This is a genomic window from Duganella sp. 1224, from assembly GCF_013408245.1.
Taxonomy (GTDB): Bacteria; Pseudomonadota; Gammaproteobacteria; order Burkholderiales; family Burkholderiaceae_D; genus Rugamonas.
Genome location: NZ_JACBYS010000002.1, coordinates 943,585 through 967,970, shown reverse-complemented (window position 1 = coordinate 967,970; position 24,386 = coordinate 943,585). Strand labels below are relative to the sequence as shown.

The 24,386-nt window shown below is 65.8% G+C and carries 24 protein-coding genes; 14 read left to right on the top strand and 10 right to left on the bottom strand.

The window, feature by feature from the left end; translation table 11 throughout:
* Nucleotides 1-33: 33 nt before the first annotated feature.
* On the top strand, nt 34-1,713 hold the full coding sequence (locus FHW58_RS16390; protein ID WP_179674175.1) for a M48 family metalloprotease: 1,680 nt from the start codon (nt 34-36) through the stop codon (nt 1,711-1,713).
* Here FHW58_RS16390 and FHW58_RS16385 read toward each other — a convergent pair.
* From FHW58_RS16385 to FHW58_RS16370, 4 genes are read right to left on the bottom strand one after another with little or no spacing between them, the layout of a single operon-like run.
* Entirely contained in the window at nt 1,676-2,272 is a 597-nt protein-coding gene (locus FHW58_RS16385; RefSeq protein WP_179674174.1) for a DUF2946 family protein, read from the bottom strand. The genes FHW58_RS16390 and FHW58_RS16385 overlap by 38 nt on opposite strands.
* Nucleotides 2,265-3,221, bottom strand: coding sequence for an alpha/beta fold hydrolase (locus FHW58_RS16380; protein ID WP_179674173.1), 957 nt, complete (start codon nt 3,219-3,221; stop codon nt 2,265-2,267). The genes FHW58_RS16385 and FHW58_RS16380 overlap by 8 nt, the downstream gene beginning before the upstream one ends.
* 6 nt (nt 3,222-3,227) lie before the next feature.
* Complete coding sequence (locus FHW58_RS16375) at nt 3,228-3,650, bottom strand: nuclear transport factor 2 family protein (RefSeq protein ID WP_179674172.1); 423 nt, start codon at nt 3,648-3,650, stop codon at nt 3,228-3,230.
* Nucleotides 3,651-3,667: 17 nt separating this feature from the next.
* A complete protein-coding gene (locus FHW58_RS16370) occupies nt 3,668-3,868 on the bottom strand; it encodes a zinc-finger domain-containing protein (RefSeq protein ID WP_179674171.1) in 201 nt (66 codons plus the stop codon).
* Nucleotides 3,869-4,001: 133 nt separating this feature from the next.
* On the opposite strand from FHW58_RS16370, the gene FHW58_RS16365 reads away from it, so the two are divergent.
* From FHW58_RS16365 to FHW58_RS16310, 12 genes are all read left to right on the top strand, one after another.
* Nucleotides 4,002-4,748, top strand: a complete 747-nt coding sequence (locus tag FHW58_RS16365) for an AzlC family ABC transporter permease (protein WP_179674170.1) — start codon at nt 4,002-4,004, stop codon at nt 4,746-4,748.
* Nucleotides 4,741-5,073, top strand: a complete 333-nt coding sequence (locus tag FHW58_RS16360; RefSeq protein WP_179674169.1) for an AzlD domain-containing protein — start codon at nt 4,741-4,743, stop codon at nt 5,071-5,073. The genes FHW58_RS16365 and FHW58_RS16360 overlap by 8 nt, the downstream gene beginning before the upstream one ends.
* 67 nt (nt 5,074-5,140) lie before the next feature.
* Nucleotides 5,141-6,355, top strand: coding sequence for a phosphoglycerate kinase (locus tag FHW58_RS16355; RefSeq protein WP_304506274.1), 1,215 nt, complete (start codon nt 5,141-5,143; stop codon nt 6,353-6,355).
* 175 nt (nt 6,356-6,530) lie between these two features.
* The gene (gene pyk / locus FHW58_RS16350; protein WP_179674168.1) at nt 6,531-7,979 is read left to right on the top strand and encodes a pyruvate kinase; all 1,449 of its coding nucleotides are present in this window, start codon (nt 6,531-6,533) and stop codon (nt 7,977-7,979) included.
* A 120-nt stretch (nt 7,980-8,099) separates the two neighbouring features.
* Nucleotides 8,100-9,164: a class II fructose-bisphosphate aldolase gene (gene fba, locus FHW58_RS16345; RefSeq protein WP_179674167.1), complete on the top strand. Its 1,065-nt coding sequence runs from the start codon at nt 8,100-8,102 to the stop codon at nt 9,162-9,164.
* A 210-nt stretch (nt 9,165-9,374) separates the two neighbouring features.
* Complete coding sequence (locus tag FHW58_RS16340; RefSeq protein WP_179674166.1) at nt 9,375-10,271, top strand: phosphoribosylaminoimidazolesuccinocarboxamide synthase; 897 nt, start codon at nt 9,375-9,377, stop codon at nt 10,269-10,271.
* Between the two features lie 3 nt (nt 10,272-10,274).
* The gene (gene purE, locus FHW58_RS16335) at nt 10,275-10,775 is read left to right on the top strand and encodes a 5-(carboxyamino)imidazole ribonucleotide mutase (RefSeq protein ID WP_179674165.1); all 501 of its coding nucleotides are present in this window, start codon (nt 10,275-10,277) and stop codon (nt 10,773-10,775) included.
* Between the two features lies 1 nt (nt 10,776).
* Nucleotides 10,777-11,985 carry a 5-(carboxyamino)imidazole ribonucleotide synthase gene (locus FHW58_RS16330; RefSeq protein WP_179674164.1) on the top strand — a complete coding sequence of 403 codons (1,209 nt, stop codon included), beginning with the start codon at nt 10,777-10,779 and terminating at the stop codon, nt 11,983-11,985.
* Nucleotides 11,982-13,067: an L-threonylcarbamoyladenylate synthase gene (locus FHW58_RS16325; RefSeq protein WP_179674163.1), complete on the top strand. Its 1,086-nt coding sequence runs from the start codon at nt 11,982-11,984 to the stop codon at nt 13,065-13,067. The genes FHW58_RS16330 and FHW58_RS16325 overlap by 4 nt, the downstream gene beginning before the upstream one ends.
* Before the next feature lie 208 nt (nt 13,068-13,275).
* The gene (locus FHW58_RS16320; RefSeq protein ID WP_373996686.1) at nt 13,276-14,784 is read left to right on the top strand and encodes a lipase family protein; all 1,509 of its coding nucleotides are present in this window, start codon (nt 13,276-13,278) and stop codon (nt 14,782-14,784) included.
* A gap of 174 nt (nt 14,785-14,958) precedes the next feature.
* Nucleotides 14,959-16,335, top strand: a complete 1,377-nt coding sequence (locus FHW58_RS16315; protein WP_179674161.1) for an SGNH/GDSL hydrolase family protein — start codon at nt 14,959-14,961, stop codon at nt 16,333-16,335.
* A 28-nt stretch (nt 16,336-16,363) separates the two neighbouring features.
* A complete protein-coding gene (locus tag FHW58_RS16310; protein WP_179674160.1) occupies nt 16,364-17,044 on the top strand; it encodes an OmpW family protein in 681 nt (226 codons plus the stop codon).
* Between the two features lie 114 nt (nt 17,045-17,158).
* On the opposite strand, the gene FHW58_RS16305 is transcribed toward FHW58_RS16310, so the two are convergent.
* Nucleotides 17,159-18,343, bottom strand: coding sequence for an acyl-CoA dehydrogenase (locus FHW58_RS16305; protein ID WP_179674159.1), 1,185 nt, complete (start codon nt 18,341-18,343; stop codon nt 17,159-17,161).
* Between the two features lie 92 nt (nt 18,344-18,435).
* Nucleotides 18,436-18,939, bottom strand: a complete 504-nt coding sequence (locus FHW58_RS16300; protein WP_179674158.1) for a flavin reductase family protein — start codon at nt 18,937-18,939, stop codon at nt 18,436-18,438.
* 95 nt (nt 18,940-19,034) lie between these two features.
* Here FHW58_RS16300 and msrA point away from each other — a divergent pair, with 95 nt between their 5' ends.
* Entirely contained in the window at nt 19,035-19,568 is a 534-nt protein-coding gene (msrA, locus tag FHW58_RS16295; RefSeq protein ID WP_179674157.1) for a peptide-methionine (S)-S-oxide reductase MsrA, read from the top strand.
* Here the strand turns inward: msrA and FHW58_RS16290 are convergent.
* The 4 genes from FHW58_RS16290 to FHW58_RS16275 form a co-directional block, all read right to left on the bottom strand.
* Nucleotides 19,537-20,868, bottom strand: a complete 1,332-nt coding sequence (locus tag FHW58_RS16290; RefSeq protein ID WP_179674156.1) for a cyclopropane-fatty-acyl-phospholipid synthase family protein — start codon at nt 20,866-20,868, stop codon at nt 19,537-19,539. The genes msrA and FHW58_RS16290 overlap by 32 nt on opposite strands.
* A 73-nt stretch (nt 20,869-20,941) precedes the next feature.
* Nucleotides 20,942-22,177, bottom strand: a complete 1,236-nt coding sequence (gene pdxH / locus FHW58_RS16285) for a pyridoxamine 5'-phosphate oxidase (protein WP_179674155.1) — start codon at nt 22,175-22,177, stop codon at nt 20,942-20,944.
* Between the two features lie 71 nt (nt 22,178-22,248).
* A complete protein-coding gene (locus tag FHW58_RS16280; protein ID WP_179674154.1) occupies nt 22,249-23,244 on the bottom strand; it encodes a DUF4034 domain-containing protein in 996 nt (331 codons plus the stop codon).
* Nucleotides 23,241-24,341 carry a hypothetical protein gene (locus FHW58_RS16275; protein WP_179674153.1) on the bottom strand — a complete coding sequence of 367 codons (1,101 nt, stop codon included), beginning with the start codon at nt 24,339-24,341 and terminating at the stop codon, nt 23,241-23,243. Before FHW58_RS16275 ends, FHW58_RS16280 begins: the two co-directional genes overlap by 4 nt.
* Between the last annotated feature and the right edge of the window lie 45 nt (nt 24,342-24,386).

Sequence of the window (24,386 nt, the reverse complement as noted above, 5' to 3'; positions counted from 1 at the left end):
GTGAATGCTAAACGCTCTTCTTACTCTGGACGCATGCGCGCCGTCGCCGTCGCGCTGCTGCTGACCATGCCGATGGCCATGGCGCAGACCGCGCTTGCGCCGGCCAGGATCCCCAACTTGCCCGCGCTCGGCGGCACCGAGAGCCAGGACTTGTCGCCGTTGATGGAGCGTAAGCTGGGCGAGGAAATCATGCGCGATATCCGCCGCGACCGCGATTACCTCGACGACGGCCCCATCCTCGAATACATGAACAACTTCGGCAACGCGCTGGTGGATGCCCGCAAGGACGCGCGCGGCGAGGCCAAGTACGATTATTTCTTCTTCGTGGTGCGCGATCCGCAACTGAACGCGTTCGCGTTGCCGGGCGGTTTCATCGCCGTGCACTCGGCGCTGCTGTTGCAGGCGCAAACCGAGTCGGAGCTGGCCTCGGTGCTGGGGCACGAGATCGGCCACGTGGTGCAGCGCCACATCGCCCGTTCCATCGGCCAGCAGAAGCAGGACGCGCTGATCCCGCTGGCGGCCATGATCCTGGCGGCGCTGACGGCGCGCCAGGGCGGCGACGCGGCCATGGGCGTGTTCCTCGGCGGCCAGGGACTGGCGATACAGCGTCAGCTGAACTTCGGCCGCGATGCCGAGCGCGAAGCCGACCGCATCGGCTTCCAGATCATGGGCGCGGCCGGATTTGATACTTCGGGCATGGTGGCCTTCTTCCAGCAGATGCAGGCATCCACGCGCAACTACAGCGATCTGGTGCCGGCGTGGCTGCTGACGCACCCGCTGACCTCGGAACGTATCGCCGACATCCAGGCGCGCATCCGCGAACAGCCGTATCGCCAGCGTCCAGACAGCCTGGACTTTTTCCTGGTGCGTTCGCGCGCCCGCGTGTTGCAGGACCAGTCTGCCAACGGTTATGGCGAAGCCAAGGCGTTCTTCGAGAGCCAGATGCTGCAGGACAGCTGGCAGCAAAAGGCCGCCGGCCAGTACGGGATGGCCTTCCTGACCATGAAGCAGGGCGACACCGCCGCCGCGCAGAAGTGGCTGACGCAGGCGCAGGAGACGGTCAACCGGCCGCCGCCGGCCGGCGTGTTCGGCGCGTCGCCGCGCAGCAAGGCGGAATCGATCTTTGCCGCGACGTCGATCGAGATCAAGCTGGCGCAGACCGACAACAAGGAAGTGCTGGCCAAGGCGGCCGCCGAGGCCGAGGCCGCGCACCAGAAGTTCCCGCTGTCGCGCGGCATCGCGCACCAGTACGGCGAGGCGCTGATCGCCGCCGGCAAGCTGGACGAGGCGGGCGCCTATCTGCGCGACCAGGTGCAGCTGTACCGCGAGGACATCGAGGCCTACGATTTGCTGGCGCAGGTGTATTCCAAGCAAGGCAAGCTGGCACTGCAGCACATCGCGCTGGCCGAGTCGTACAATCTGCAGGGCGGCGTGATGGCGGCGCTGGACCAGCTGAGCTATGCGCGCAAGGCGCCGGACGCGTCGTTCTACGACCAGTCGCTGATCGATGCGCGCGAGCGCGAGTGGCAGGCCCGCCGCCGCGAGGAAATGGCCGACAAGGGCAAGAAGGAACTGGGCGAGTCGCGCCCGGCGTTCAAGCTGGAGATGAAGTCGGATCAGGACGGCAAGGACGATGGCTTCAACGCCAACAACCCATTCGACCGCATCCGCAAGCTCACCGATCCGCTGCAGCAGGGGCCGTCGGTACGCTGACGTAGCCGAAGCGCGCCGCCAGCTGATCGGCGGCGATCCGTTCCACCACCACCTCATGCAAGGTCAGCGCGCCGGCCGCGCGGCCTTCCAGCCAGGCCAGCAGCACCTCGTCTTCCACCGGCGCGCCGTCCATGCGCAACTGCGGCAGCACGTCGGCGAAGTCGCGGTCGTCCAGTTGCGCGACGATATCGCCATGGCGCAGCACCAGCGCGCCGGCCTCGGTCATAAAGGCGGCCTCGGGCGCACCGAGCGGCGCGCCGGTGTGCAGCCGCCAGCCCTGCGCAGGATCGGTGCGGACGATGTAGGGCGTGGCTTCGAGCTGCACGTACACGCGCTGCGGTCCGTTCTGGAAATACCAGCAGCCGTGCTCATCGACCGCGTAGTTGCGCGTGATGAAGCCGACCAGCGCGGCGTTGGTCAGCTTGTCGCCGGGCAGGTTGCAGTGCTGGGCGCGCTCGTCGCGCATGCGCCAGTGGCCGCGCGCGTCGAGCGCCAGCCAGCCGTAGCAGTGCGGCACATTGGGCCATTTGGCCAGCGCCTGTTTGACGATGTCATCCATGTTGTTCGAGGAAGTGGATCAGCTTGCCGGGCAGCCAGGTGATGCGCCCCGGCGGCCCGCCAACGGCAAAGCCGACATGGCCGCCATGCTCAGGATAATCCAATACCACGCGCGGCGACGCACGTTGCGGCAAGTGGCGGCCGGGCAGGAAGGGATCGTTCTTGGCGTTCAGCACCAGCGTCGGCACGGTGATGTCGTTGAGCACGTGCTTGGCGCTGGCGCGGTCCCAGTAGTCCTCGGTGTTGCGGTAGCCGTGCAGCGGCGCGGTGACGATGTTGTCGAAGGCGTACAGGTCGCGCGCGGCGTGCAGCGCGTCCAGATCGAACAGGCCGGGGAACTGCTGTAGTTTGGCTACGCATTTCGGTTTCAGCGTCTGCAGGAACATGCGCGTGTACACCATGTTGAAGCCGCTCGACAGCGATACGCCGCCCTGCGCCAGGTCCAGCGGCGCGGAGACGGCGCAGGCGGCGTTGACGAACTCGGCATCATGCTGCGACTCGCCCAGCCAGCACAGCAGCGCGTTGCCGCCCAGCGAGACGCCGGTGGCGTAGAACTTGCCGGTGGCGCCGGCCGCCACGCGCCGGGCGTGCAGGCGGCGGATGATCCAGTCGATTTCGGCGGCGTCGCCGGAGTGGTAGAAGCGTGGCGCCCGGTTGGCTTCGCCCGAGCAGCCGCGAAAGTGCGGCACGGCGCCGGACCAGCCGCGCGCCTGGGCCTCGGCCATCAGGGCGCGCGCATAGTGGCTGTCCGACGAGCCTTCCAGGCCGTGGAACAGTACCACGAAGGGCTGGTCCGGCGCGCCGTCGACAAAGTCGATATCGATGAAGTCGCCGTCCGGCGTGTCCCAGCGTTCGCGGCGGAAGCGCACCGCCGGCTTGCGGATCAGCAGCGCCGGATAAATGGTCTGCAGATGGCCGCTCGGCAGCCAGAACGGTGCGCTGTATTTCACGGCGGCTTAGTGCAGGATCTGGCTGTGGGTGTCGACCGGCGCCGGACCGGGCGCGATGGAGACATGGTGCAGCACAATGCGCCAGCCTTTCGGCGTTTTCGCATACACATTGGTGGCCAGCAGGTGCGCCGGTTCGCCGCTGGCGGCGGTGGTGCCCTCGACCACCGTGTGGACCGAGCTCATCAAGGTGTGCGTCTCGTGCAACTGCGACGGCAGGATGTGCAGGCCGCCATGTTCGAGGATGGCGGCCCAGGAGGCGCGGATGGCTGCGTGGCCGATCAGGCGCACGCCGCCCGGATGGATGCAGACGATTTCGTCGTCGTCCGCCCACAAGGCCATCAAGGCTTCCAGGTCGGCGCGGTTGAGGGCGTCGTAGAAAGCGGCTTCGGTCTCAGCGGCGCTGCCGTTGTGCGTTTTCTTGGATGGCATGGCGGGCCGACGCTGGATTAGTGGTGGCCGACCACGGTGCCTGGCTTCAGGCGGTAGGCGGTGCCGCAGTAAGGGCACTTGGCCACGCCGTGGGCGTCGAATTCCAGGAACACGCGCGGATGCGACGACCACAGCGGCATGGCAGGGTTCGGGCAGTGGGCCGGCAGGTCTTTGCCATCGAGTTCAACTGCGTTTGCGGCGGTGTTTGGGTTGGTCATGTCTGGTGGCTCCGGATGGCTGAGAGAAAAGCACGATTTTAACGGATTCGCGCATTTGGCAAAAATCGTCGGTAAAATAGCGCCTCTACAACACCGGCCCAGCCCGCCATGTGGCAGGAATGCCACAACCATCATGACCGAATCGAGCAGCACAGCCGCGCCGCCCAGCGTGGACACCCACCACGAACCGTCCTGGCGCGCCGGCGTCAAGACCGGCCTGCCGTCGCTGTTTGGCATCGGCGCCTGGGGCCTGGTGGTGGGCATCGCCATGGTCAAGTCCGGCCTGACGATACCGCAGGCGCTGGGCATGACGCTGGTGGTGTTTGCCGGCTCCGCCCAACTGGCCTCGCTGCCGCTGATCGCCGCCGGCGCGCCGATCTGGGTCATTTTCGTGACCGCGCTGGTGGTCAATCTGCGCTTTGTGATCTTTTCCGCGCTGCTGGCGCCGCATTTTTCCCATCTGCCGTGGCGCCAGCGCCTGATGCTGGGCTATGTGTCGGGCGACATTTCAGTGGCGCTGTTCCTGCAAAAATTTCCTTCCGAAGCGCCGCAGCTGGGCAAATTGTCGTACCTGAAAGGGCTGCTGTACCCCAACTGGGCGTCCTGGCAGATCGGCTCGATTGCCGGCATTTTCCTCGGCAGCGCGGTGCCGCCGGAGTGGAACCTGAGTTTTGCCGGCACGTTGGCGATTATTTGCGTGATGATCCCGCTGACGGCAGGGCGGCCGGCGCTGTGCGGCGTGCTGGTGGCCGGCGCCGTGTCGGTGCTGGCGCATGCGCTGCCGTACAAGCTGGGCCTGCTGGCGGCGGTGCTGATCGGCATGCTGACGGCGATGCTGATTGAAGAAACTTCGGAAAAATGGCGAGGCAAGCGTGGCTGACTGGGAAATCTGGGTGGTGATCTTTGTGCTGGCGCTGGCCACCGCCGCCACGCGCAGCGCCTTCTGGCTGGTCGGCCACCACATCACCATCCCCAAGCGGGTGCAGGAGATGCTGCGCTACGCGCCGGCCTGCGCGCTGGCGGCCATCGTGGCGCCGGACCTGATCCTGGCCGCCGATGGCCAGGCGGTGCTGGATGCCAGCAATTACAAGCTGCTGGCCGGCATTGCTGCGACGATCTATTATTTGCTGCGTCGCAATATGCTGGAAACCATCATCTTCGGCATGGTGTTCTTTACCGCGTTGAGGCTGATTTCTGTAACTTAATAACAGAAAAATCACGTTGCGGTTCAGGTAAAATAGCGATCTTCCAACAACTCGACCTTGGGTAGCCATGTCCGCTGTTCTGAACTTCATCCGTCTGCAAGACCTCATTGATCAAAACGCGCTGCAAGGCAAGCGTGTTTTCATCCGCGCCGACCTGAACGTGCCGCAGGATGATGCCGGCAATATCACCGAAGATACCCGCATCCGCGCGTCAGTTCCAGCCATTAAGGCAGCGCTGGCCGCTGGCGCCAAGGTCATGGTCACGTCCCACCTGGGCCGTCCGACCGAGGGCGAGTTCAAGCCGGAAGACAGCCTGGCGCCGGTCGCCAAGCGCCTGTCCGAACTGCTGGGCCAGCCGGTTGAGCTGAAGCAGAACTGGGTCGACGGCGCCGGCCTGGAAGGCTTGCAGGCCGGCCAGGTGGTGCTGCTGGAAAACGTCCGCGTCAACAAGGGCGAAAAGAAGAACAGCGACGAACTGGCGCAGAAAATGGCCGCTTTGTGCGACATCTACGTCAACGACGCCTTCGGCACCGCGCACCGCGCGGAAGCCTCGACGCACGGCATCGCCAAGTTTGCGCCGGTCGCCGCCGCCGGCCCGCTGCTGGCCGCCGAGCTGGACGCGCTGGGCAAGGCGCTGGGCGCGCCGGCCCGTCCGCTGCTGGCCATCGTGGCCGGTTCCAAGGTGTCGACCAAGCTGTCGATCCTGGAATCGCTGGCGGACAAGGTGGACAACCTGATCGTCGGCGGCGGCATCGCCAACACCTTCATGCTGGCCGCCGGCCTGAAGATCGGCAAATCGCTGGCCGAGCCGGATCTGGTGGCCAACGCCAGGAGCATCATCGAGAAGATGGCCAAGCGCGGCGCGCAAGTGCCGATTCCGGTGGACGTGGTGTGCGCCAAGGAGTTCTCGCCGACCGCCGCCGCCACCGTCAAGGACGTCAAGGATGTCGCCGATGACGACATGATCCTGGATATCGGCCCGCAAACCGCCGCCCAGCTGGCGCAGCAGATCGGCGCCGCCGGCACCATCGTGTGGAACGGCCCGGTGGGCGTGTTTGAATTCGACCAGTTCGCCGAAGGCACCAAGACGCTGGCGCTGGCCATCGCGCAATCGAAAGCGTTCTCGATCGCCGGCGGCGGTGATACGCTGGCGGCAATCGCCAAGTACCACATCGGCGACCAGGTCGGCTACATCTCCACCGGCGGCGGCGCTTTCCTGGAATTCCTGGAAGGCAAGACCCTGCCGGCGGTCGAGATCCTGACCCAGCGCGCGGCGAAGTAAAGTATAGAAAATAGCACGGTCGTGCTTTGTAGCAAATTAACAGTAGAATCCAGGTAATGCCTGGGAAGGGCGTCAAATCTGTAACAGATTTACAGATTTGATGTCTTAACCACAATAAAACCCGGGTTTCCGCCCCTGCGGGAACTGTTCGCATGACCTATCGCTAAGGAATACTATGTCTCGTAGCACCAAAATTGTCGCCACGATCGGCCCAGCTTCTACCGACTTCAACGTACTGGTCAAAATGATACGTGCCGGTGTCGATGTCGTGCGCCTGAATTTCTCGCACGGCAAGGCGCAGGACCACATCGACCGCGCCCGCCTGGTGCGCGAGGCCGCCGCCGAGTGCGGCCGCGAGGTGGCGATCATGGCGGACATGCAGGGACCGAAAATCCGCGTCGGCAAGTTTGAGAACGGCAAGATCGAGCTGGCCAAGGGCGACAAGTTCATCCTGGACGCCAAGTGGGGCGAGAACGGCGAACTGGGCAACCAGGAGCGCGTCGGCCTCGACTACAAGGCGCTGCCGCAGGATGTGCGTCCGGACGACCAGCTGCTGCTGAACGACGGCCTGATCGTGCTGGTGGTGGAAAAAGTGGTGGGCAGCGAGATTTACACCGTCGTCAAGATCGGCGGCGAGCTGTCCAACAACAAGGGCATCAACCGCCTGGGCGGCGGCCTGACCGCGCCGGCGCTGACCGCCAAGGACATGGAAGACATCAAGACGGCCATGAGTTTCCAGGCCGACTACCTGGCGATCTCGTTCCCGAAAAGCGCGACCGACATGGAAATGGCGCGCCAGCTGGCCAACATCGCCGGCGAGGCCTTTGGCCACAAGCCGATGATGATCGCCAAGATCGAGCGCGCCGAAGCGATCCCGCTGCTGCAGGAGATCCTCGACGCCTCGGACGGCATCATGGTGGCGCGCGGCGACCTGGCGGTGGAAGTGGGCAACGCGGCGGTGCCGGCGCTGCAAAAGCGCATGATCCGCATGGCGCGCGAATCGAACAAGCTGGCGATCACCGCGACCCAGATGATGGAGTCGATGATCTTCAACGCCGTGCCGACCCGCGCCGAGGTGTCGGACGTGGCCAACGCCGTGCTGGACGGCACCGACGCCGTGATGACGTCGGCCGAGACCGCCTCGGGCCGCTACCCGATCGAAACGGTGGAAATGATGGCCGCCATTTGCGTGGAAGCCGAGCGTTCCGAGTACAACAAGCTGGACGCCGACTTCCTCAACGCGACCTTTACCCGCATCGACCAGTCGATCGCCTACGGCGCGCTGTTCACCGCGCACCACCTGGCGGTGAAGGCCATCGTGGCGCTGACCGAGTCGGGCTCGACCGCACTGTGGATGAGCCGCCACAACATCGACACGCCGATCTACGCGCTGACGCCGTCGACCACCACGCTGCGTAAAGTATCGCTGTATCGCAACGTGAAGGCATACAATTTGCTCCAGGAAGGCAGCAGCACCGCGGTGCTGAAGAAAGCCGAGGAATTGCTGGTCGCGCAGGGCGTAGTCAAGAAGGGCGACCTGATCGTGGTCACCTGGGGCTCGCCGATGGGCCAGGCCGGCGGCACCAATGCGCTGAAGATCGTGAAGGTTGGCGAATTTAGTTAACACCCGTCGTGCCGGCGCAAGCCGGCACCCATGCTGCGCCTGAATGGCAGCCGACGTATGGGCCCCGGCGTTCGCCGGGGCGGCGGTGACAGGTTTTTTTATTGTGATTGGAGTATTACCATGTCCCTCGTATCCATGCGTCAACTGCTGGACCACGCCGCTGAAAACGGCTATGGCATCCCTGCGTTCAACGTCAACAACCTGGAGCAAGTGCAGGCCATCATGGCTGCCGCCGACGCGCTGAACGCGCCGGTCATCATGCAAGCGTCGGCCGGCGCCCGCAAGTACGCTGGCGAAGCGTTCCTGCGCCACCTGATCGACGCCGCCATCGAAGCCTACCCGCACATTCCGGTCGTCATGCACCAGGACCACGGCCAGTCGCCGGCGGTCTGCATGGCCGCCATCCGCTCGGGCTTCAGCTCGGTGATGATGGACGGTTCGCTGGAAGCCGACGGCAAGTCGGTCGCCTCGTACGAATACAACGTCGACGTGTCGCGCGAAGTGGTCAAGTTCTCGCACGCCATCGGCGTGACGGTGGAAGCCGAGCTGGGCGTGCTCGGTTCGCTGGAAACCATGAAGGGCGACAAGGAAGACGGCCACGGCGCCGACGGCACCATGACCCGCGAACAACTGCTGACCGACGTGGCCCAGGCCGCCGACTTCGTGCAGAAAACCCAGTGCGACGCGCTGGCCATCGCCATCGGCACCTCCCACGGCGCCTACAAGTTCACCCGCAAGCCAACCGGCGACATCCTGGCCATCGACCGCATCAAGGAAATCCATGCGCGCATCCCCAACACCCACCTGGTGATGCACGGCTCGTCGTCGGTGCCGCAGGAACTGCTGGCCATCATCCGCGAATTTGGCGGCGACATGAAGGAAACCTACGGCGTGCCGGTCGAAGAAATCCAGGAAGGCATCCGTCACGGCGTGCGCAAGATCAACATCGACACCGACATCCGCCTGGCCATGACCGCCGCCGTGCGCAAGTACATGTTCCAGAACCCGTCCAAGTTCGACCCGCGCGACTTCCTCAAGCCGGCCCGCGCCGCCGCCGAGGAAGTGGTGCGCGCGCGCTTCCAGGCGTTTGGCTGCGAAGGCCAGGCGTCGAAAATCAAGCCAATTCCACTGGAAAAAATGGCGGAACGCTACAAGGCCGGCGAGTTGGCCCAGATTGTGAAGTAAAATCTCGTTTTGGAACGGCTTTAAGGCCCGCGCCACACACCCCGTCATTCCTGCGAAAGCAGGAATCCATGCTGACTCTGCTCAGCGGTGCTATGGATTCCCGCCTGCGCGGGAATGACGGTGGTGGTGGCGCGGGTCTGGCCGACTCTTTCGACCGGCGATCGAGGCTTCCTCCCGCCGGTTTTTGCTTTTTCATTACATTCCCCTGCTATGAACAGCCTCTACCAGTCCTCCATCAAGTCCCTGCCACTCCTCGGCCACGGCAAAGTCCGCGACAACTACGCTGTCGGCGATGACAAAATCCTCATCGTCACCTCCGACCGCCTGTCGGCCTTCGATGTTGTCATGAATGAACCGATTCCCGGCAAGGGCATGGTGTTGAACCAGATGACCGATTTCTGGTTCGAGAAACTGGGCCACATCGTGCCGAACCACCTGACCGGCGTGGCGCCGGAATCCGTGGTGGCGCCGGACGAGGTGGAGCAGGTCAAAGGCCGCGCCGTGGTCGCCAAGCGCCTGAAGCCGATCCTGGTGGAAGCGGTGGTGCGCGGCTACATCATCGGCTCGGGCTGGAAAGACTACCAGGCCACCGGCGCCATCTGCGGCATCCAGCTGCCGGCAGGCCTGAAGCAGGCCGAGAAGCTGCCGCAGCCGATCTTCACGCCGGCCGCCAAGGCCGACATCGGCGAGCACGACGAAAACATCAGCTTCGAGGACATGGAAAAACGCATCGGCACCGAACTGGCCACCAAGATGCGCGACGTTGCCATCAAGCTGTACACCGAAGCGTCCGAATACGCCGCCTCGCGCGGCATCATCATCGCCGACACCAAGTTCGAATTCGGCCTGGACGAAAACGGCGTCATGCACCTGATGGACGAAGTGCTGACCGCCGACTCGTCGCGCTTCTGGCCGGCCGACTCGTACGCCACCGGCATCTCGCCGCCATCGTTCGACAAGCAGTTCGTGCGCGACTACCTGGAAACCCTGACCGACTGGGGCAAGACTGCGCCGGCGCCGGCGCTGCCGGCCGACGTCATCGCCAAGACCCAGGCCAAGTACTTCGAAGCCATCGAACGCCTGACCGGCGAAAAGCTGAAGGCCTGAGCGATGAGCGATCAACAGAAGCCACTGGTCGGCGTCATCATGGGCTCGTCCTCGGACTGGGACGTGATGCAGAACGCCGTCAACATCCTCAAGCAGTTCGGCGTGCCGTTTGAAGCGCAGGTGATTTCCGCGCACCGCATGCCGGATGAGATGTACGCCTACGCCAAGAGCGCGCGCGCGCGCGGCCTGCGCGCCATCATCGCCGGCGCCGGCGGCGCGGCGCACCTGCCGGGCATGGTGGCGGCCATGACCATCGTGCCGGTGCTGGGCGTGCCGGTGCCGTCCAAGTACCTGCGCGGCGAAGACTCCATGCTGTCGATCCTGCAGATGCCGAAGGGCGTGCCGGTGTCCACCTTCGCCATCGGCGAAGCGGGCGCGGCCAATGCGGCGCTGACCGCCGTGGCCATGATCGCGTCGACCGACGCCGCGCTGGCCGACAAGCTGGAAGCCTTCCGCGTGTCGCAAACCGAGGCCGCCAAGGCCATGAAACTGCCGCTGGAATAAGATGACTGATCCGAAGTACAAGGCCATCCTGCCGCAAGCCAATCCGCCCGCCTGGCTGGGCGTGATGGGCGGCGGCCAGCTGGGCCGCATGTTTGCCCAGGCCGCGCAGGCCATGGGTTACCAGGTTGCCGTGCTGGAACCGTCGGAAGACTGCCCGGCCGGCCAGGTCGCGCAGCGCCTGGTCAACGCCGGCTACAGCGATGCCGCCGGCCTCGACGCGCTGGCCGCGCAATGCGCCGCCGTCACCACCGAGTTTGAAAACGTCCCCGCGGACAGCCTGTCGCGCCTGGCGCAATCGGTGTTCGTGGCGCCCAACGCGCATGGCGTGTCGGTGGCGCAGGACCGCATCGCCGAGAAATCGTTCTTCGTCAGCTGCGCCGATAAATCGGGCGTGATGCCGGCGCCGCACAAGGTGATCGCTTCGCAGGAAGACATCGACGCCATCGGCGACGAGCTGCTGCCGGGCATCCTGAAAACCGTGCGCATGGGTTACGACGGCAAGGGCCAGGTGCGTGTCAAGTCGCGCGCCGACGTGCAGGCGGCGTTTGAATCCATGGGCAAGGTGACTTGCCTGCTGGAGAAGATGCTGCCGCTGGCGTATGAGGTGTCGGTGCTGACCGCGCGCGGCCATGACGGCGAATCGGTGGTCTACCCGATCGCCGAAAACGTGCACCGCGACGGCATCCTGTTCACCACCACCGTGCCCGGCCCGCATGTGTCGGACGAGAGCGCACTGAAGGCGCAGAAGGCGGCGCAGGCCATCGTGGCCGAGCTCGGTTACGTGGGCGTGCTGTGCATCGAGTTCTTCGTGCTGACCGATGGTTCGCTGGTGGTCAACGAGATGGCGCCGCGCCCGCACAACAGCGGCCACTACACCATCGACGCCTGCGTCACCAGCCAGTTCGCGCAGCAGGTGCGGGCCATGGCGCGCCTGCCGCTGGGCGACGTGCGCCAGCATTCGCCGGCCGTCATGCTGAATATTCTCGGCGACGTCTGGTTCGAGGGCGACAGCGACACGCCACGCGAACCGGCGTGGGATGAAATCCTCGCGCTGCCGGGCGCCAATCTGCACCTGTACGGAAAGGACGATCCGCGCCGCGCGCGCAAGATGGGTCACCTGACCTTCATCGCGCCGACGCTGGAGCAAGCGCAGCAACAGCTAAACGCCGCCTGCGCCGTGCTGGGCATCGACGTCGGGGCGGCGCCGTGAAGCAGCCAGCCGCAAGCGTCGCCAGCGCGGCGGATATCGCCGCCGCCTCGGCCATTTTGGAAGAGGGCGGCCTGGTCGCGTTCCCGACCGAGACCGTCTACGGCCTGGGCGCGGACGCGGAAAACCCGGCCGCCGTGGCGCGCATCTACGAAGCCAAGGGCCGGCCGCACGACCACCCGGTGATCGTGCACGTCGCGCCCGGCGCTGACCTCGACCATTGGACCACCGACGTGCCGGAAGCGGCGCGCCAGCTGGTGCAAGCCTTCTGGCCGGGGCCGCTGACGTTGATACTGAAGCGCAATCCGGATATTCCGGATGCGGTATCGGCCGGGCAGGATACGGTCGGCATGCGCTGCCCGTCGCACCCGGTCGCCATCGCGCTGTTGCAGGCCTTTAAGGGCGGCAAGGGCGGCGTGGCGGCGCCCTCGGCCAACAAGTTCGGCAACGTCAGCCCGACCACCGCGCAGCACGTGCGCGACGAGTTCGGCATGGACGCGCACGACGACGGCGCGCTCAACGGCGGTGAGGCTTGCTCGGCCGGTCCGCTGGGCATGGTGCTGGAGGGCGGTTCGAGCGAGGTCGGCATTGAATCGACGATTGTCGACATGTCGCGGCTGGCAACGCATGGACCGGTGCTGCTGCGTCCGGGCCACATCAGCGCGCAACAGATTGCCGATGTGATCGGCATGCTGCCGGCCGCGCCGGACCAGGCTGCGCCGCGCGCTTCCGGCACGCTGGAGTCGCACTATGCGCCACGCACGCCGGTGACCATGCTGGCGGCCGGGGCGCTGGCGGAAACGCTGGGCAAGCTGCACGCGAAAGGTATCAAGGTGGCGTTGATCGGTCATGCGTTGCCGTCCGCGCTGACCGGCGCCGCGCATGCGCAGCGCATGCTGCCCGCCGACGCTGCCGGCTACGCCTACGGCCTGTATGCCGCGCTGCGCGATATGGACCAGACCGGCGCCGGCCTGATCCTGGTGGAAACCCCGCCGCAGGATGCCGCGTGGCTGGGCGTCAACGACCGTTTGCGGCGGTCGGTGTTCGGGTCTGCCGGCGTCATAGAAACGCTGCTACAAAGCTGAGCTTGCTTTCACCCCAAACGAAGGGGTCTGACCCCGTACGGGGTCAGACCCCGGCCCAGCGGTGTGCGGGTTCCAGCGGTGCCGTCCGCTCTAAAGCGCGCGCATGCCGTCCCTGATTTGCTAAGATGACCCTGTTGCCGGCCGACGACTCCGCCCGGCCATCTTGCAAGGAAGCGACATGCGCAACGTGCGGCTGGCTCTGATCCCCGTGGCATTACTCCTGGCCTCCTGCGGAGGCGGCGGCAGTGCCGACCACACCGGCGGCACGGTCGTCACCTCGCCACCGCCACCGCCGCAACAACTGCGCGGCCAAGCCATCGGCGGCGCCACGCTGGTGCCGGTCGCCACCAGCGGCGGCAGCGTCAATACCGTCGACCCGGCCACGCTGAAAGCCCTGGTCGACGCCGGCACCGACTTCGGCAGCGCCGTCACCGGCACGCCCACCTGCGCCATCACCACTTACACGCTGAAATACCACACCATCGACTCGGCCGGCGCCGACACGCCCGCCAACACCGCCATCATCGTGCCGTCCGGCAGCAACCCGGCCTGCCAGGGCGGCCGGCCGGTGCTGCTGTACGCGCACGGCACCTCGGTGCTGAAGAGCACCGACATGGCCAACCTGTCCGCCTCCGAGCCGCGCCTGATCGCCGCCATGTTCGCGGCGCAGGGCTACATCGTGGTGGCGCCCAACTACGTCGGCTACGCGGGCTCGACCGCCGGCTACCATCCCTACCTCGACGCCCAGCAGCAGTCGGCCGACATGATCGACGCGCTGCGCGCCGCCCGCAGCGTCTTCAGCGGCATCGGCGCCGGCGCCTCCAGCCGGCTGATGGTGACCGGCTATTCGCAAGGCGGCTTCGTGGCGCTGGCCACGCAGCGCGCCATGCAGACGCAGTATGCGTCCGAGTTCGCCGTGACGGCCGCCGCGCCGCTGTCCGGCCCGTACGCGCTGACGCTGTTCGGCGACACCATCTTCAACGGCGCGCCCACGGTCGGCTCGTCCGGCTTCATGCCGATGCTGATCAACGCTGGCCAGCGCGCCGGCGCGGCGCTGTACACCAGCCTCGGCGACATCTACGAGCCGAAATACGCCAGCGGCATCGACACGCTGCTGCCCGGCACCCAGGGCCTGGGCGACCTGGTGGCGGCCGGCAAGCTGCCGAACGACGTGCTGTTCGCCGCCGACTCGCTGCCGCAGTCGTCCGGCTACGCCAGCTTCTTCGGCCCCGACCACCTGATCAAGACCAGCTACCGCGATGCCTATCTGGCCGACCTCAAAGCCAACCCCTGCAACGCCAGCAACGGCACGCCGCAGTCCTGCGCGCCGGCCCAGCCGCTGCGCAAGTGGCTGCTGAAGAACGACCTGCGCACCTATGTGCCCGGCGTGCCGCTGTTCCTGTGCGGCGGCGACGAGGATCCGGTGGTCCCGTACGCCAACACCACCAGCACGGCGGCCTACTTCCGCGCGCAGGGCGGCGCCGGCCTGCAGCTGACGGTGCTGAACGTGGATGATCTGTCGCTGGGCGGACCGTCGCTGACCACCCGCACCGAATTCGCCGCCGCCAAGGAGGCCCTGCGCCGCCTGACGCTGAACCAGACCGGCAGCGCCGCCGCTGCCGACCAGGCCGTCAAGGATGCCTACCACGCCGGCCTGGTGGCGCCGTTCTGCCTGCGCGAGGCGCGCGCCTTCCTTGATTCTGCACCATCGCGGTGAACGCCCCTTTGATGTAGCGTAATAAACGCCGAGCAAGCGTTCTTTTTTTCTCACAACCATCTGTTTTTAGGGGTGTTCCTCTATACAAGAAGTAATGGGAATGGCATATTAGTCGGGTTGCGAATAGCACGGCCGTTCGTATCACAAAGCTAAAAAATATTCTTAGGAGACAACATGCGTCACACCAAACTTGCACTTGCTGCAATGGCCCTGGCCGTCCTTGCGGCTTGCGGCGGCACCGATCCGGCCCCCGGCGACCAATCCGTCAAAGTCAAATACAGCGCCCAGGTATCGTTCGGCGACAGCCTGTCCGACGTCGGCTCGTACAATGTCGGCACCGTGGCCGCGCTCAAGGGCGGCAAGTTCACCATCAATGGCGACAACACCGCGATCAACGCCACCCTGACCGGCAAGAACTGGACCGAGCTGACCGCTGCCCAGCTGGGTCTGCCGGCGCCATGCGCTGCCGTGACCGGCCTGGACGGCGACGCCACCAAGGGCTTCTCGGTGCCGGCCACGCCGCACGCGGGTTGCTATGGCTATGCGATGGGCGGTTCGCGTGTGACCAACCCTGTTGGTCCGAACAACAAGCTGACCGGCAGCGCGCTGGGCGCGCTGACCTACCCGGTCGCCACCCAGATCGCCAACCACCTGAAAACCGTGGGCGGCAAGTTCAAGGGCGACGAGCTGGTGCTGGTGATGGCTGGCGGTAACGACGCGCTGTTCCAGCTGGGCGTGCTGAGCAGCGCCGCCACCGCTGCCGGCACCGCTGCCGGCAACACTGCCTACGTCACCAGCCTGGTCGGCCAGCTGGCCGCCGGCGCGACCAATCCGCAGACCGCCGCGCAAGCGATCGGCCTGGCCGCCCAGACCGCCGCCGCGCAACCGGGCGCGACCCAGACCACCATCACCCAGGCCGCCATCGGCGCCGCCGCCGTGCAGCCGGGTAACTCGGCGGTCGCCGCGCCGACCGTGTACGGTCCGATGGTGACCAAGGCCACCGCCGACGCCACCGCCGCCGGCCAGAAAGCCGGCGCCGACTACGCCACCGCCCACGGTCCCGACCTGGTCGCCGCCATGGCGCAAGCCGGCACCGAGCTGGTGGCGCTGGTCAAAACCCAGCTGATCGCCAACGGCGCCAACTACGTGGTGGTCAACAACCTGCCGGACGTGGCCACCACGCCGGCCGGCCGCGCCAAGGATGCCTCGACCCAGGCGCTGATCAACGCCATGGTCAATGCCTTCAACAGCGCGCTGAGCAGCGGCCTGTCGAGCGAATCGAAAGTGTTGCTGGTGGATGTGTTTGCCGTCAGCCACGACCAGGCCACCAATCCCGGCCCGTACGGCCTGACCAACGTCTCCGAAACCGCGTGCGACCTGAGCACGGCCAAGAACCCGCTGGGCAGCTCGCTGACGTGCAACGGCAGCAACCTGAAATCGGGCGATGTCAGCCACTGGTCGTTCGCCGACGATGTGCACCCGACCCCGTACAACAACCTGCTGCTGGCGCGTTATGTGTCCAAGGCCATGGTAACCAAGGGCTGGCTGTAATTCAGGCCAACCGATATCTGGAGACGATATGAAGAACACGGTAAAACTGCTGGCGCTGGCCGCCGCGATGACGGTGGCCTCGGCCGCCTCGGCACAACAAACCGCTGGCACCTGGCTGGGCACGCTGGGTGTGAACAAGATCACGCCAAAAGTGGAGTCGGGCGACGTGTCGGCGCCGGCGCTGCCGGGCACCAAGACCGACGTCGGTTCGGACACCAAGCCGCGCTTCACGATAGGCTATCTGTTCACCGACAATATCTCGGCCGAGCTGGATCTGGGCCTGCCGTACAAGCACGAGCTGTTCGGTGCGGGGTCGATCAACGGCACCGGCAAGCTGGCGACGGCGGAAGTGCTGCCGCCGACGGCCTTCATCCAGTACCGCTTCCTGAATGCGGACTCGATGTTCCGTCCGTATGTCGGCCTGGGCTTCACCTATGCCATGTTCCAGAAGGAGCGCGGTTCGGGCCAGCTGACGGCGGTGCTGAACACCGGCGGCCCGGGCGCCACCTTCAAGCTGGATGACAAGGCGGCCGCCAGCTTCCAGATCGGCGGCACGGTGAAGATCAACGAGAAATGGTTCCTGGACGCGTCGGTCATCAAGACCAAGCTGAAGACCACGGCCCATTACTCGACCGGCCAGGCCCAGGAAGTGCGGCTGGATCCGCTGGCGGTCAACTTCAGCATCGGCTACGCGTTCAAGGGCTTCTAGGGCGTACCCCCAAACGAAAGGGTCTGACCCCGTACGGGGTCAGACGGGGACGCCGAGTCCCTGGCCGCAGCGGTGTGCGGGGTGCGCGGGTGCCGCGCACGCCGTACCCCTTGTTTATTGGAACGCTTGAATGCCAGTCTGGGCCCGGCCGAGGATCAGCGCGTGAATGTCGTGCGTGCCCTCGTAGGTGTTGACCACCTCCAGGTTGACCATGTGCCGGATGATGCCAAACTCATCCGAAATACCATTCCCCCCCAGCATATCGCGCGCCATGCGGGCGATGTCCAGCGACTTGCCGCACGAGTTGCGCTTCATCATCGAGGTGATCTCGACCGCCGCCGTGCCCTCGTCCTTCATCCGGCCCAGGCGCAGGCAGCCTTGCAGGCCCATGGTGATTTCAGTCTGCATGTCGGCCAGCTTTTTCTGGATCAGCTGATTTGCCGCCAGCGGACGGCCGAACTGCACGCGGTCCATCACGTACTGGCGCGCCGTGTGCCAGCACGCTTCCGCCGCGCCCAGCGCGCCCCAGGCGATGCCGTAGCGCGCCGAGTTCAGGCAGGTGAACGGGCCCTTCAGGCCGCGCACGTCCGGGAAGGCGTTCTCTTCCGGCACGAACACATTGTCCATGACGATCTCGCCGGTGATCGAGGCACGCAGGCCGAACTTGCCGTGGATGGCGGGCGCGCTCAGGCCGGCCATGCCTTTTTCCAGCACGAAGCCGCGGATCGCGCCCTCGTCATCCTTGGCCCACACCACGAACACATCGGCCACCGGCGAATTGGTGATCCACATCTTGGCGCCGGTCAGCGCGTAGCCGCCCGCCACCTTCCTGGCGCGGGTGATCATCGAGCCGGGGTCGGAGCCGTGGTTGGGCTCGGTCAGACCGAAGCAGCCGATCCATTCGCCGCTGGCCAGCTTGGGCAGGTATTTCTGCTTTTGCGCCTCGGTGCCGAACTCGTAGATCGGCACCATCACCAGCGACGACTGCACGCTCATCATCGAACGGTAGCCGGAGTCGACGCGCTCGACCTCGCGCGCGATCAGGCCGTAGGCCACGTAGTTCAGGCCGGGACCGCCGTATTGTTCCGGGATGGTCGGACCGAGCAGGCCCATCTCGCCCATCTCGCGGAAGATCGAGGTGTCCATCGTTTCATGGCGGAAGGCGTCGAGGATGCGCGGCTGCAGCTTGTCCTGGCAGTAGGCGGCGGCGGCGTCGCGCACCATGCGCTCGTCGTCGGTCAGCTGCTGGTCCAGCAGCAGCGGGTCATCCCAGTGGAATTGGGCGCGGGCTTGGCTCATAGATAGTCTCTCGTTATGGTGATCAATGCTGCCAGCATTCTATGCCCGCGCCCCGGTGCCGGCTTTTCAAAGAGCGACACCAATTTCCGTTTTTACCCCAGGCCGGCAAACTGGCCGCTGTGGAAAATCAGCGGCGGCGCCGGCGAAAATGCACAGAATTCCACCTCGCCGACAAAAATCACGTGGTCGCCCTCGGGATAGCGGCTACGGTTATGACACTCGAACCAGGCCGAGGCGCCCTTGATGATCGGCTGGCCGGTGCGCGACAGCTCGTACTCCACGCCGTCCCACGGGTTGATGCCGCGCGTGGCAAAGCGCTTGGCCAGGTGGGCTTGCTCGGCGTTCAAGACGTTGATCACATAATGCGAGTTGCCGGTGAAAATCGGCATGCTGTTGGCGCCATTGGCCAGGCTCCACAGCACCAGCGGCGGGTCCAGCGACACCGAATTGAAGGAACTGGCGGTCAGGCCGCGGAAACTGCCGTCCGCCAGCCGGGTGGTGATGATGGTCACGCCGGTCGCGAACTGGCCCAGCGCCTGGCGGAAGTGCGCGGTGTCGAACGTGCGCTCGCCGGCGCGGGGGGAAGTCGTGTTCATGGAGCCATTATGCCAAAGATTCGTACCGTCATAGCGGATTACCCCGGTTTGCGTTACAGTGAGCAGATGGGCAAGTCTTCTACGCAGGGGGAGTCATGGCTGGCAATATGGAAACGGCGATACTGGGCGGCGGCTGTTTTTGGTGCACCGAGGCCGTGTACCTGGAGGTCAAGGGCGTGACGTCGGTGGAGTCCGGCTACAGCGGCGGCGAGGTGGCCGATCCGACCTACGAGCAGGTCTGCACCGGCGCCACCGGCCACGCGGAAGTGGTGCGGCTGACCTACGACCCGGCCGTCGTCAGCTACCGCGACCTGCTGGAAATCTTCTTCACCATCCACGATCCGACCACGCTCAACCGCCAGGGCAACGACGTTGGCACCCAGTACCGCTCGGTCATCTATCACCAGTCGCCGCAGCAGGAAGCCACGGCGCGCCAGGTCATCGCCGAGATGGCGCACGTGTGGGACGCGCCCATCGTCACCGAGCTGGCGCCGCCGCAGACCTTTTACAAGGCCGAGGACTACCACCAGGATTACTTCCGCCTGCATCCGTTGCAGGGCTATTGCGCGTTCGTGGTGGCGCCCAAGCTCGACAAGTTCAGGAAGACGTATGCGAGCCGGCTGAGGTAAGCGCGGGCGCGCCGTCCTCGCCCAGCACGGCGAACGCCGGCACGCCGCCGTCGCCCAGCGCGTACGGCGCGGCGGCCGGCGCCGGCGCGCTGTCGGCCGACGGATACATGTGCTTGCGCGACCACGGCAGCACCGAGGCCCGCTGGCCGGCCTTGCGGCCGACGATCTGGTACAGGCTGATCAGGTCCTGCTCGAAGGCGTAGGCGCAGCCGGCCAGGTAGACGTGCCAGATGCGGTAGCGCTTGTCCCCGCCGAGCGCGCGCACGCGCTCGCCGTTGGCCTCGAAGTTGTCGGTCCAGATGGCGCAGGTGCGGGCGTAGTGGCGGCGCAGGCTCTCGACGTCGCTGACCTCCAGCGACCCCTGCTGCATGGCCTTGAGCACATGGCCGATGTGCGCCAGCTCGCCGTGCGGGAACACGTATTTTTCGATGAACTCGCCGCCGCCGTACGGCGTCTCGCCGTTGTCCGGGTCGGTGGAGGTGATGCCGTGGTTCATCACGATGCCCTCGGGCGCCAACAGGCTGTTTATGGCGGCGAAGTACTCCGGCAGGTGGCGGATGCCGACATGCTCGAACATGCCGACGCTGGTGATGCGGTCGAACTGGCCGCGCACGTCGCGGTAGTCCTGCAGGCGGATCTCGACCAGGTGCTCGAGGCCGGCGGCGCGCACGCGCTCCCTGGCCAGCGCGTACTGGTTTTCCGACAGCGTGACGCCGACGCAGCGGGCGTTGTACTGTTGCGCCGCGCGGATCACCAGCGCGCCCCAGCCGCAGCCGATGTCCAGCAGCGTCTGGTTGGGCCGCAGCTCGATCTTGCGCAGGATGTGGTCGATCTTCTTGAGCTGGGCGGTGGCCAGGTCCTCGTCGCCGTTTTCAAAGTAGGCGCACGAGTACACCATGTTGGGGTCGAGGAACTGCTGGTAGAACTCGTTGGAGACGTCGTAGTGGTAGCGGATCGCCTCGGCGTCCTTCTGCTTGTTGTGGCTGATGGTGCGCACCATGCGCGCGAACTTGCCCTCGGCCTTCAGCGTGCCGCGCGCCAGCGCGTTGACCACGGCGATCATGTCCTTGGCCTTGCCCTTGACCTCGATGGCGCCCTCGACATAGGCGGTGCCCAGGTTGGACAGCGACGGCGTCAGCAGGTAGCGCGCGGCCGCCATGTTCGGCAGCCGGATGGTCACGCGCGGCGTTTCGCTGGACAGGTCGACCTGCTGGCCGTTCCACAGCTCGATGCGCAGCGGCAGCGACAGCTGTTCGCGGACACCCGAGATCCAATTGCTTAACTGATTCTGTACGAACAAGATAACCTCCGAGTTCAGGAATAAAAAGACCACCGCAAGCGATGGTCTGGGGATCCGAACGGAGGCGGCCTGCTTACGGTTGCAGGCGTTCCTTCACCCAGCTGCCATCGGCTTGTTTCACGTACACGATCCGGTCATGGAACCGCGAGCGGCGTCCCTGCCAGAACTCGATGCGGACCGGGTCGAGGCGGTAACCGCCCCAGTGCGCCGGCCGCACCGGCTGCTCGCCGCTGGCTGCCGCGGCGGCGTCGTAATTGGCTTCCATCTGCTCCCGGCTGGCGATGGGCGCGCTCTGCCGCGAGGCGATCGCGGCGATCTGGCTTTTCACCGGCCGGCTGTAAAAATACTTGTCGCTTTCCTCGGCGCTGGTTGGCACCACCTTACCTTCGATGCGAATCTGGCGTTCGAGTTCACTCCAGAAGAACAGCAGCGCCGCATGCGGATTGGCGCGCAGCTGTTGCCCTTTCTGGCTGTCATAATTGGTGTACCAGGTGAAGCCACGCTGGTCGTACTGCTTGATGAGGACGATGCGCGAACTGGGCTTGCCGTCCGCGTCCACCGTGGCCACGCTCATCGCGTTGGGTTCATTGACCTTCGCATGCAGGGCCTCCTCAAACCACTTGCCGAACTGGGCGATCGGATCGTCCAGCACGTCCTGCTCCGTCAGACTGGCGCGGCCGTAGTCGAGCCGCAGGTCGGCCAGCACCACGCCGTCGGCCACCGCATGGTTGACGGCGATGGTGGTCTGCTCCGGCACCTGGCTGCGCGGCAGGCCGGGGAGAATGCCGCGCCGGACCTGCATCGCACTGCCCAGTTGCGCCATCTGTTCGGCGCTGAACAGCCGCTTGGCCATGGTCGCGATATGGGTTTCCTCCATCACCATGTGGGCCGCGTAGGTGTCGCAAAAACGTGCGACATCGCTGGTCGACAGCACGGTGCTGGTTCCGTTGGCGATCTGCTCAAGTTGCGTTTTGATTATAGACCAGTCCGTATCCATTTGCTTGTGACCGGCCATGATGGCGGGAACCAGCTCTGCCAGAAGGGAGGCGTCGGCGCCGCGCGCGGTGGCCTGCAGCATCGGCAGCAGGTTGTGCTCCTCGTCCTCGTGGTGCAGCTGGGCGGCGTGGTTGAAGTATTTCAGCACCGCTTGCGCGGCTTTCTGCGCGTCAACATCGGCGCCGTGCTGGGGCAGGTGGGACAGCAGGTTCTGCAGCGTCTGCAGCTGCTTGCGGATGCGGTCGTGACAATGCTTCAGCACGGCGATCGGCTGGCTGAAGTCGGGGGCGGTGTCGATCAAGGCGTTGCTCATGGCGTGGACTCTGGCTGGTAACACCGTCATTCTAGATTACTTCGCCGAACCGGGGATGGATGGGGAAAGGATTAGCCCTCCCTGGCCCAGCGCAGGCAGCCCTCCAGGCTGCGCTGCGGATTCGGCCCCCAGCTGGAGGCGTCCAGCTGGTCGCCCAGTGCGTCGAGCTGGGCCTGCATGGTCGGCTTGTCCTTGGCCAGGCAGGCCATGTAGGCGTAGCGGTTGCGCCGCGTGTCGCTCGGGTAGCGCTGCTGCATATCCTGGTAGGCGCGTTTCAGCGTCGGCCAGTCCACCAGGCTGCTCTGGAACAGCGCGTGGCCATAATCCTGTTCCGCCGCCGACGAATACAGCCGCGCATACATGCCGGTGCCGAACTGCGCCTTGCTTTGCTCGGTGGCGCGGCGGATGAACTGGTCCAGCCGCCGGGCGTCGCCGCCCCATTTGGGCAGCATCTGCGTCAGCGCGGTCAGGTACAGGTCGATGTCGTCCGGATTGCGCTTCAGGCCATCGTCGATGATGGCCCAGGTCTGCGTGTCGTCCCAGCCCAGGGCCTTGCCGATTTCCAGCAGCGAGATATGGGCATAGCTGTCGGTCATCGCCACCTCGGCATGGTCCAGCAGATACTGGGCGGCGCGCCGCAGATAGGCGTCGAATTGCTTCCACGCCGCGGGCGGCACATCCTTGGCGTAGCCGCCGCCGCGATACGACCAGGCATGGGCCGTCAGCGTGCGCGCGTACAGCACGTGCGCCAGCGCCGACGACGGATGCTCGACCGTCCATTGCAGCGTCAGTTTTTCCAGTTCGTTCAGGTAGGCTTCCTGGTCTTTCGGCGCCGCGCCGGTGACCTTGTTCAGGCCGATGCGGAACAGCTCGATTTCAAGCACGCCGTCGGCGCGGACGTGGCCGGGCTGGCGCAGCAGCGCGTTCTGCCGTTCCAGCGCCGCGAAGTCGCCCAGCCAGAAGTCCGTGGTGGCCTGCTGGCTCAGCGGCGATGGTTCGGCGGCGCCGGCCAGGGTGGCCGCGCACAGCGCCAGCGCCGGCAGCAGGCGCAGCAAACGTCGTGTCATTGGGGCGCCTCCGGCAGGGTCCACACCAGTTGGAATTTGTACGGGTTTTGGCCGCTCGGCTGGCGCTGCGCGTGAGCCGCCGCATACTGCAGCGCCGGGCGGTCGAACAGGGTTTCAAATGCCACCGGCCGCACGCCGCGGATGCCTGGCACCTCGACCTTGCGTTCAGCCATGCTGGCCTGTTGCAGCTTGCCGTTGGCGTCTAGCTGCACTTCGACAATCGAGGCGCCATGCGCCTGGAAGCGCGCGGCCAGGATGGGGAAGGGCGAGGCGCCGCTGTCGTCCGGCTGGTCGGCCACGCCGGCCAGGCGCTCGGTGACGTTGATCATGGTGCCATAGCGGTAAGCGTTGAGCGCCGTGGCCGGGGCCACGCCCTGTTGCAGGCTGTACTTGAACCACCACTGCTGCAGCATGCATTGCTCGACCTGCGGCAAGTCCTGGTAGGTTTTGCGCTCGCCCAGCAGCTCGGACGCCAGCACCGGCGTCAGCGCCGGCCGCTGCGCCGCTTTGCCGGTCTTGAGCAGCATGAGCGCGGCGTCTTGCGGCAGCGGCCGGGGCCAGGCGGCCAGCTTGGCGCGCGGCCGGCCCCAGTGCGCCAGCAGCTCGCGTTCGGCCGCCAGCATGGCGGGGCGCTGGGCTTCCGGCAGCGTCTGGATGCGCGCGATGCGGGCGGCGAAATCGCTTGCACGCGGGTCGCTTTGCAGGCTGCAGAACGGCGTTGTGCCGCGCAGGATTGCCAGCGTGGTGTCTTCATAGGCGGCGTCGCCCGGCTCCAGCTGCCACAGCCCCAGTTCGTTCAGCAAGCGCGCCCAGACGGCGATATAGGGTTCCCACGGCGCGGTCTTCTTGCCGGAGGCGTGATTGAACTGGTTTTCCTCCTCCAGCCACGCCGGCAGCAGGGCCTGGATGCGGGCGACGTGCGCCGCGCTGATCTCGTCGGCGGCGCGGCGCAGCGTTTGGTCCAGCGGCAGCTCGGCCGGCAGCACGAAACTGCGCGCCAGACCGTTGCGCAGGCCATCCAGCGAAGTTTGCTGCGGCGGTTCCGGCGCGGCCAGCGCCGTGGCGCAGCACAGCAGCAGCGGTAAGCAGGCACGCATGGCATTCCTTTCTGTTCAGAATGTTATCAAATTTGATATTAACAT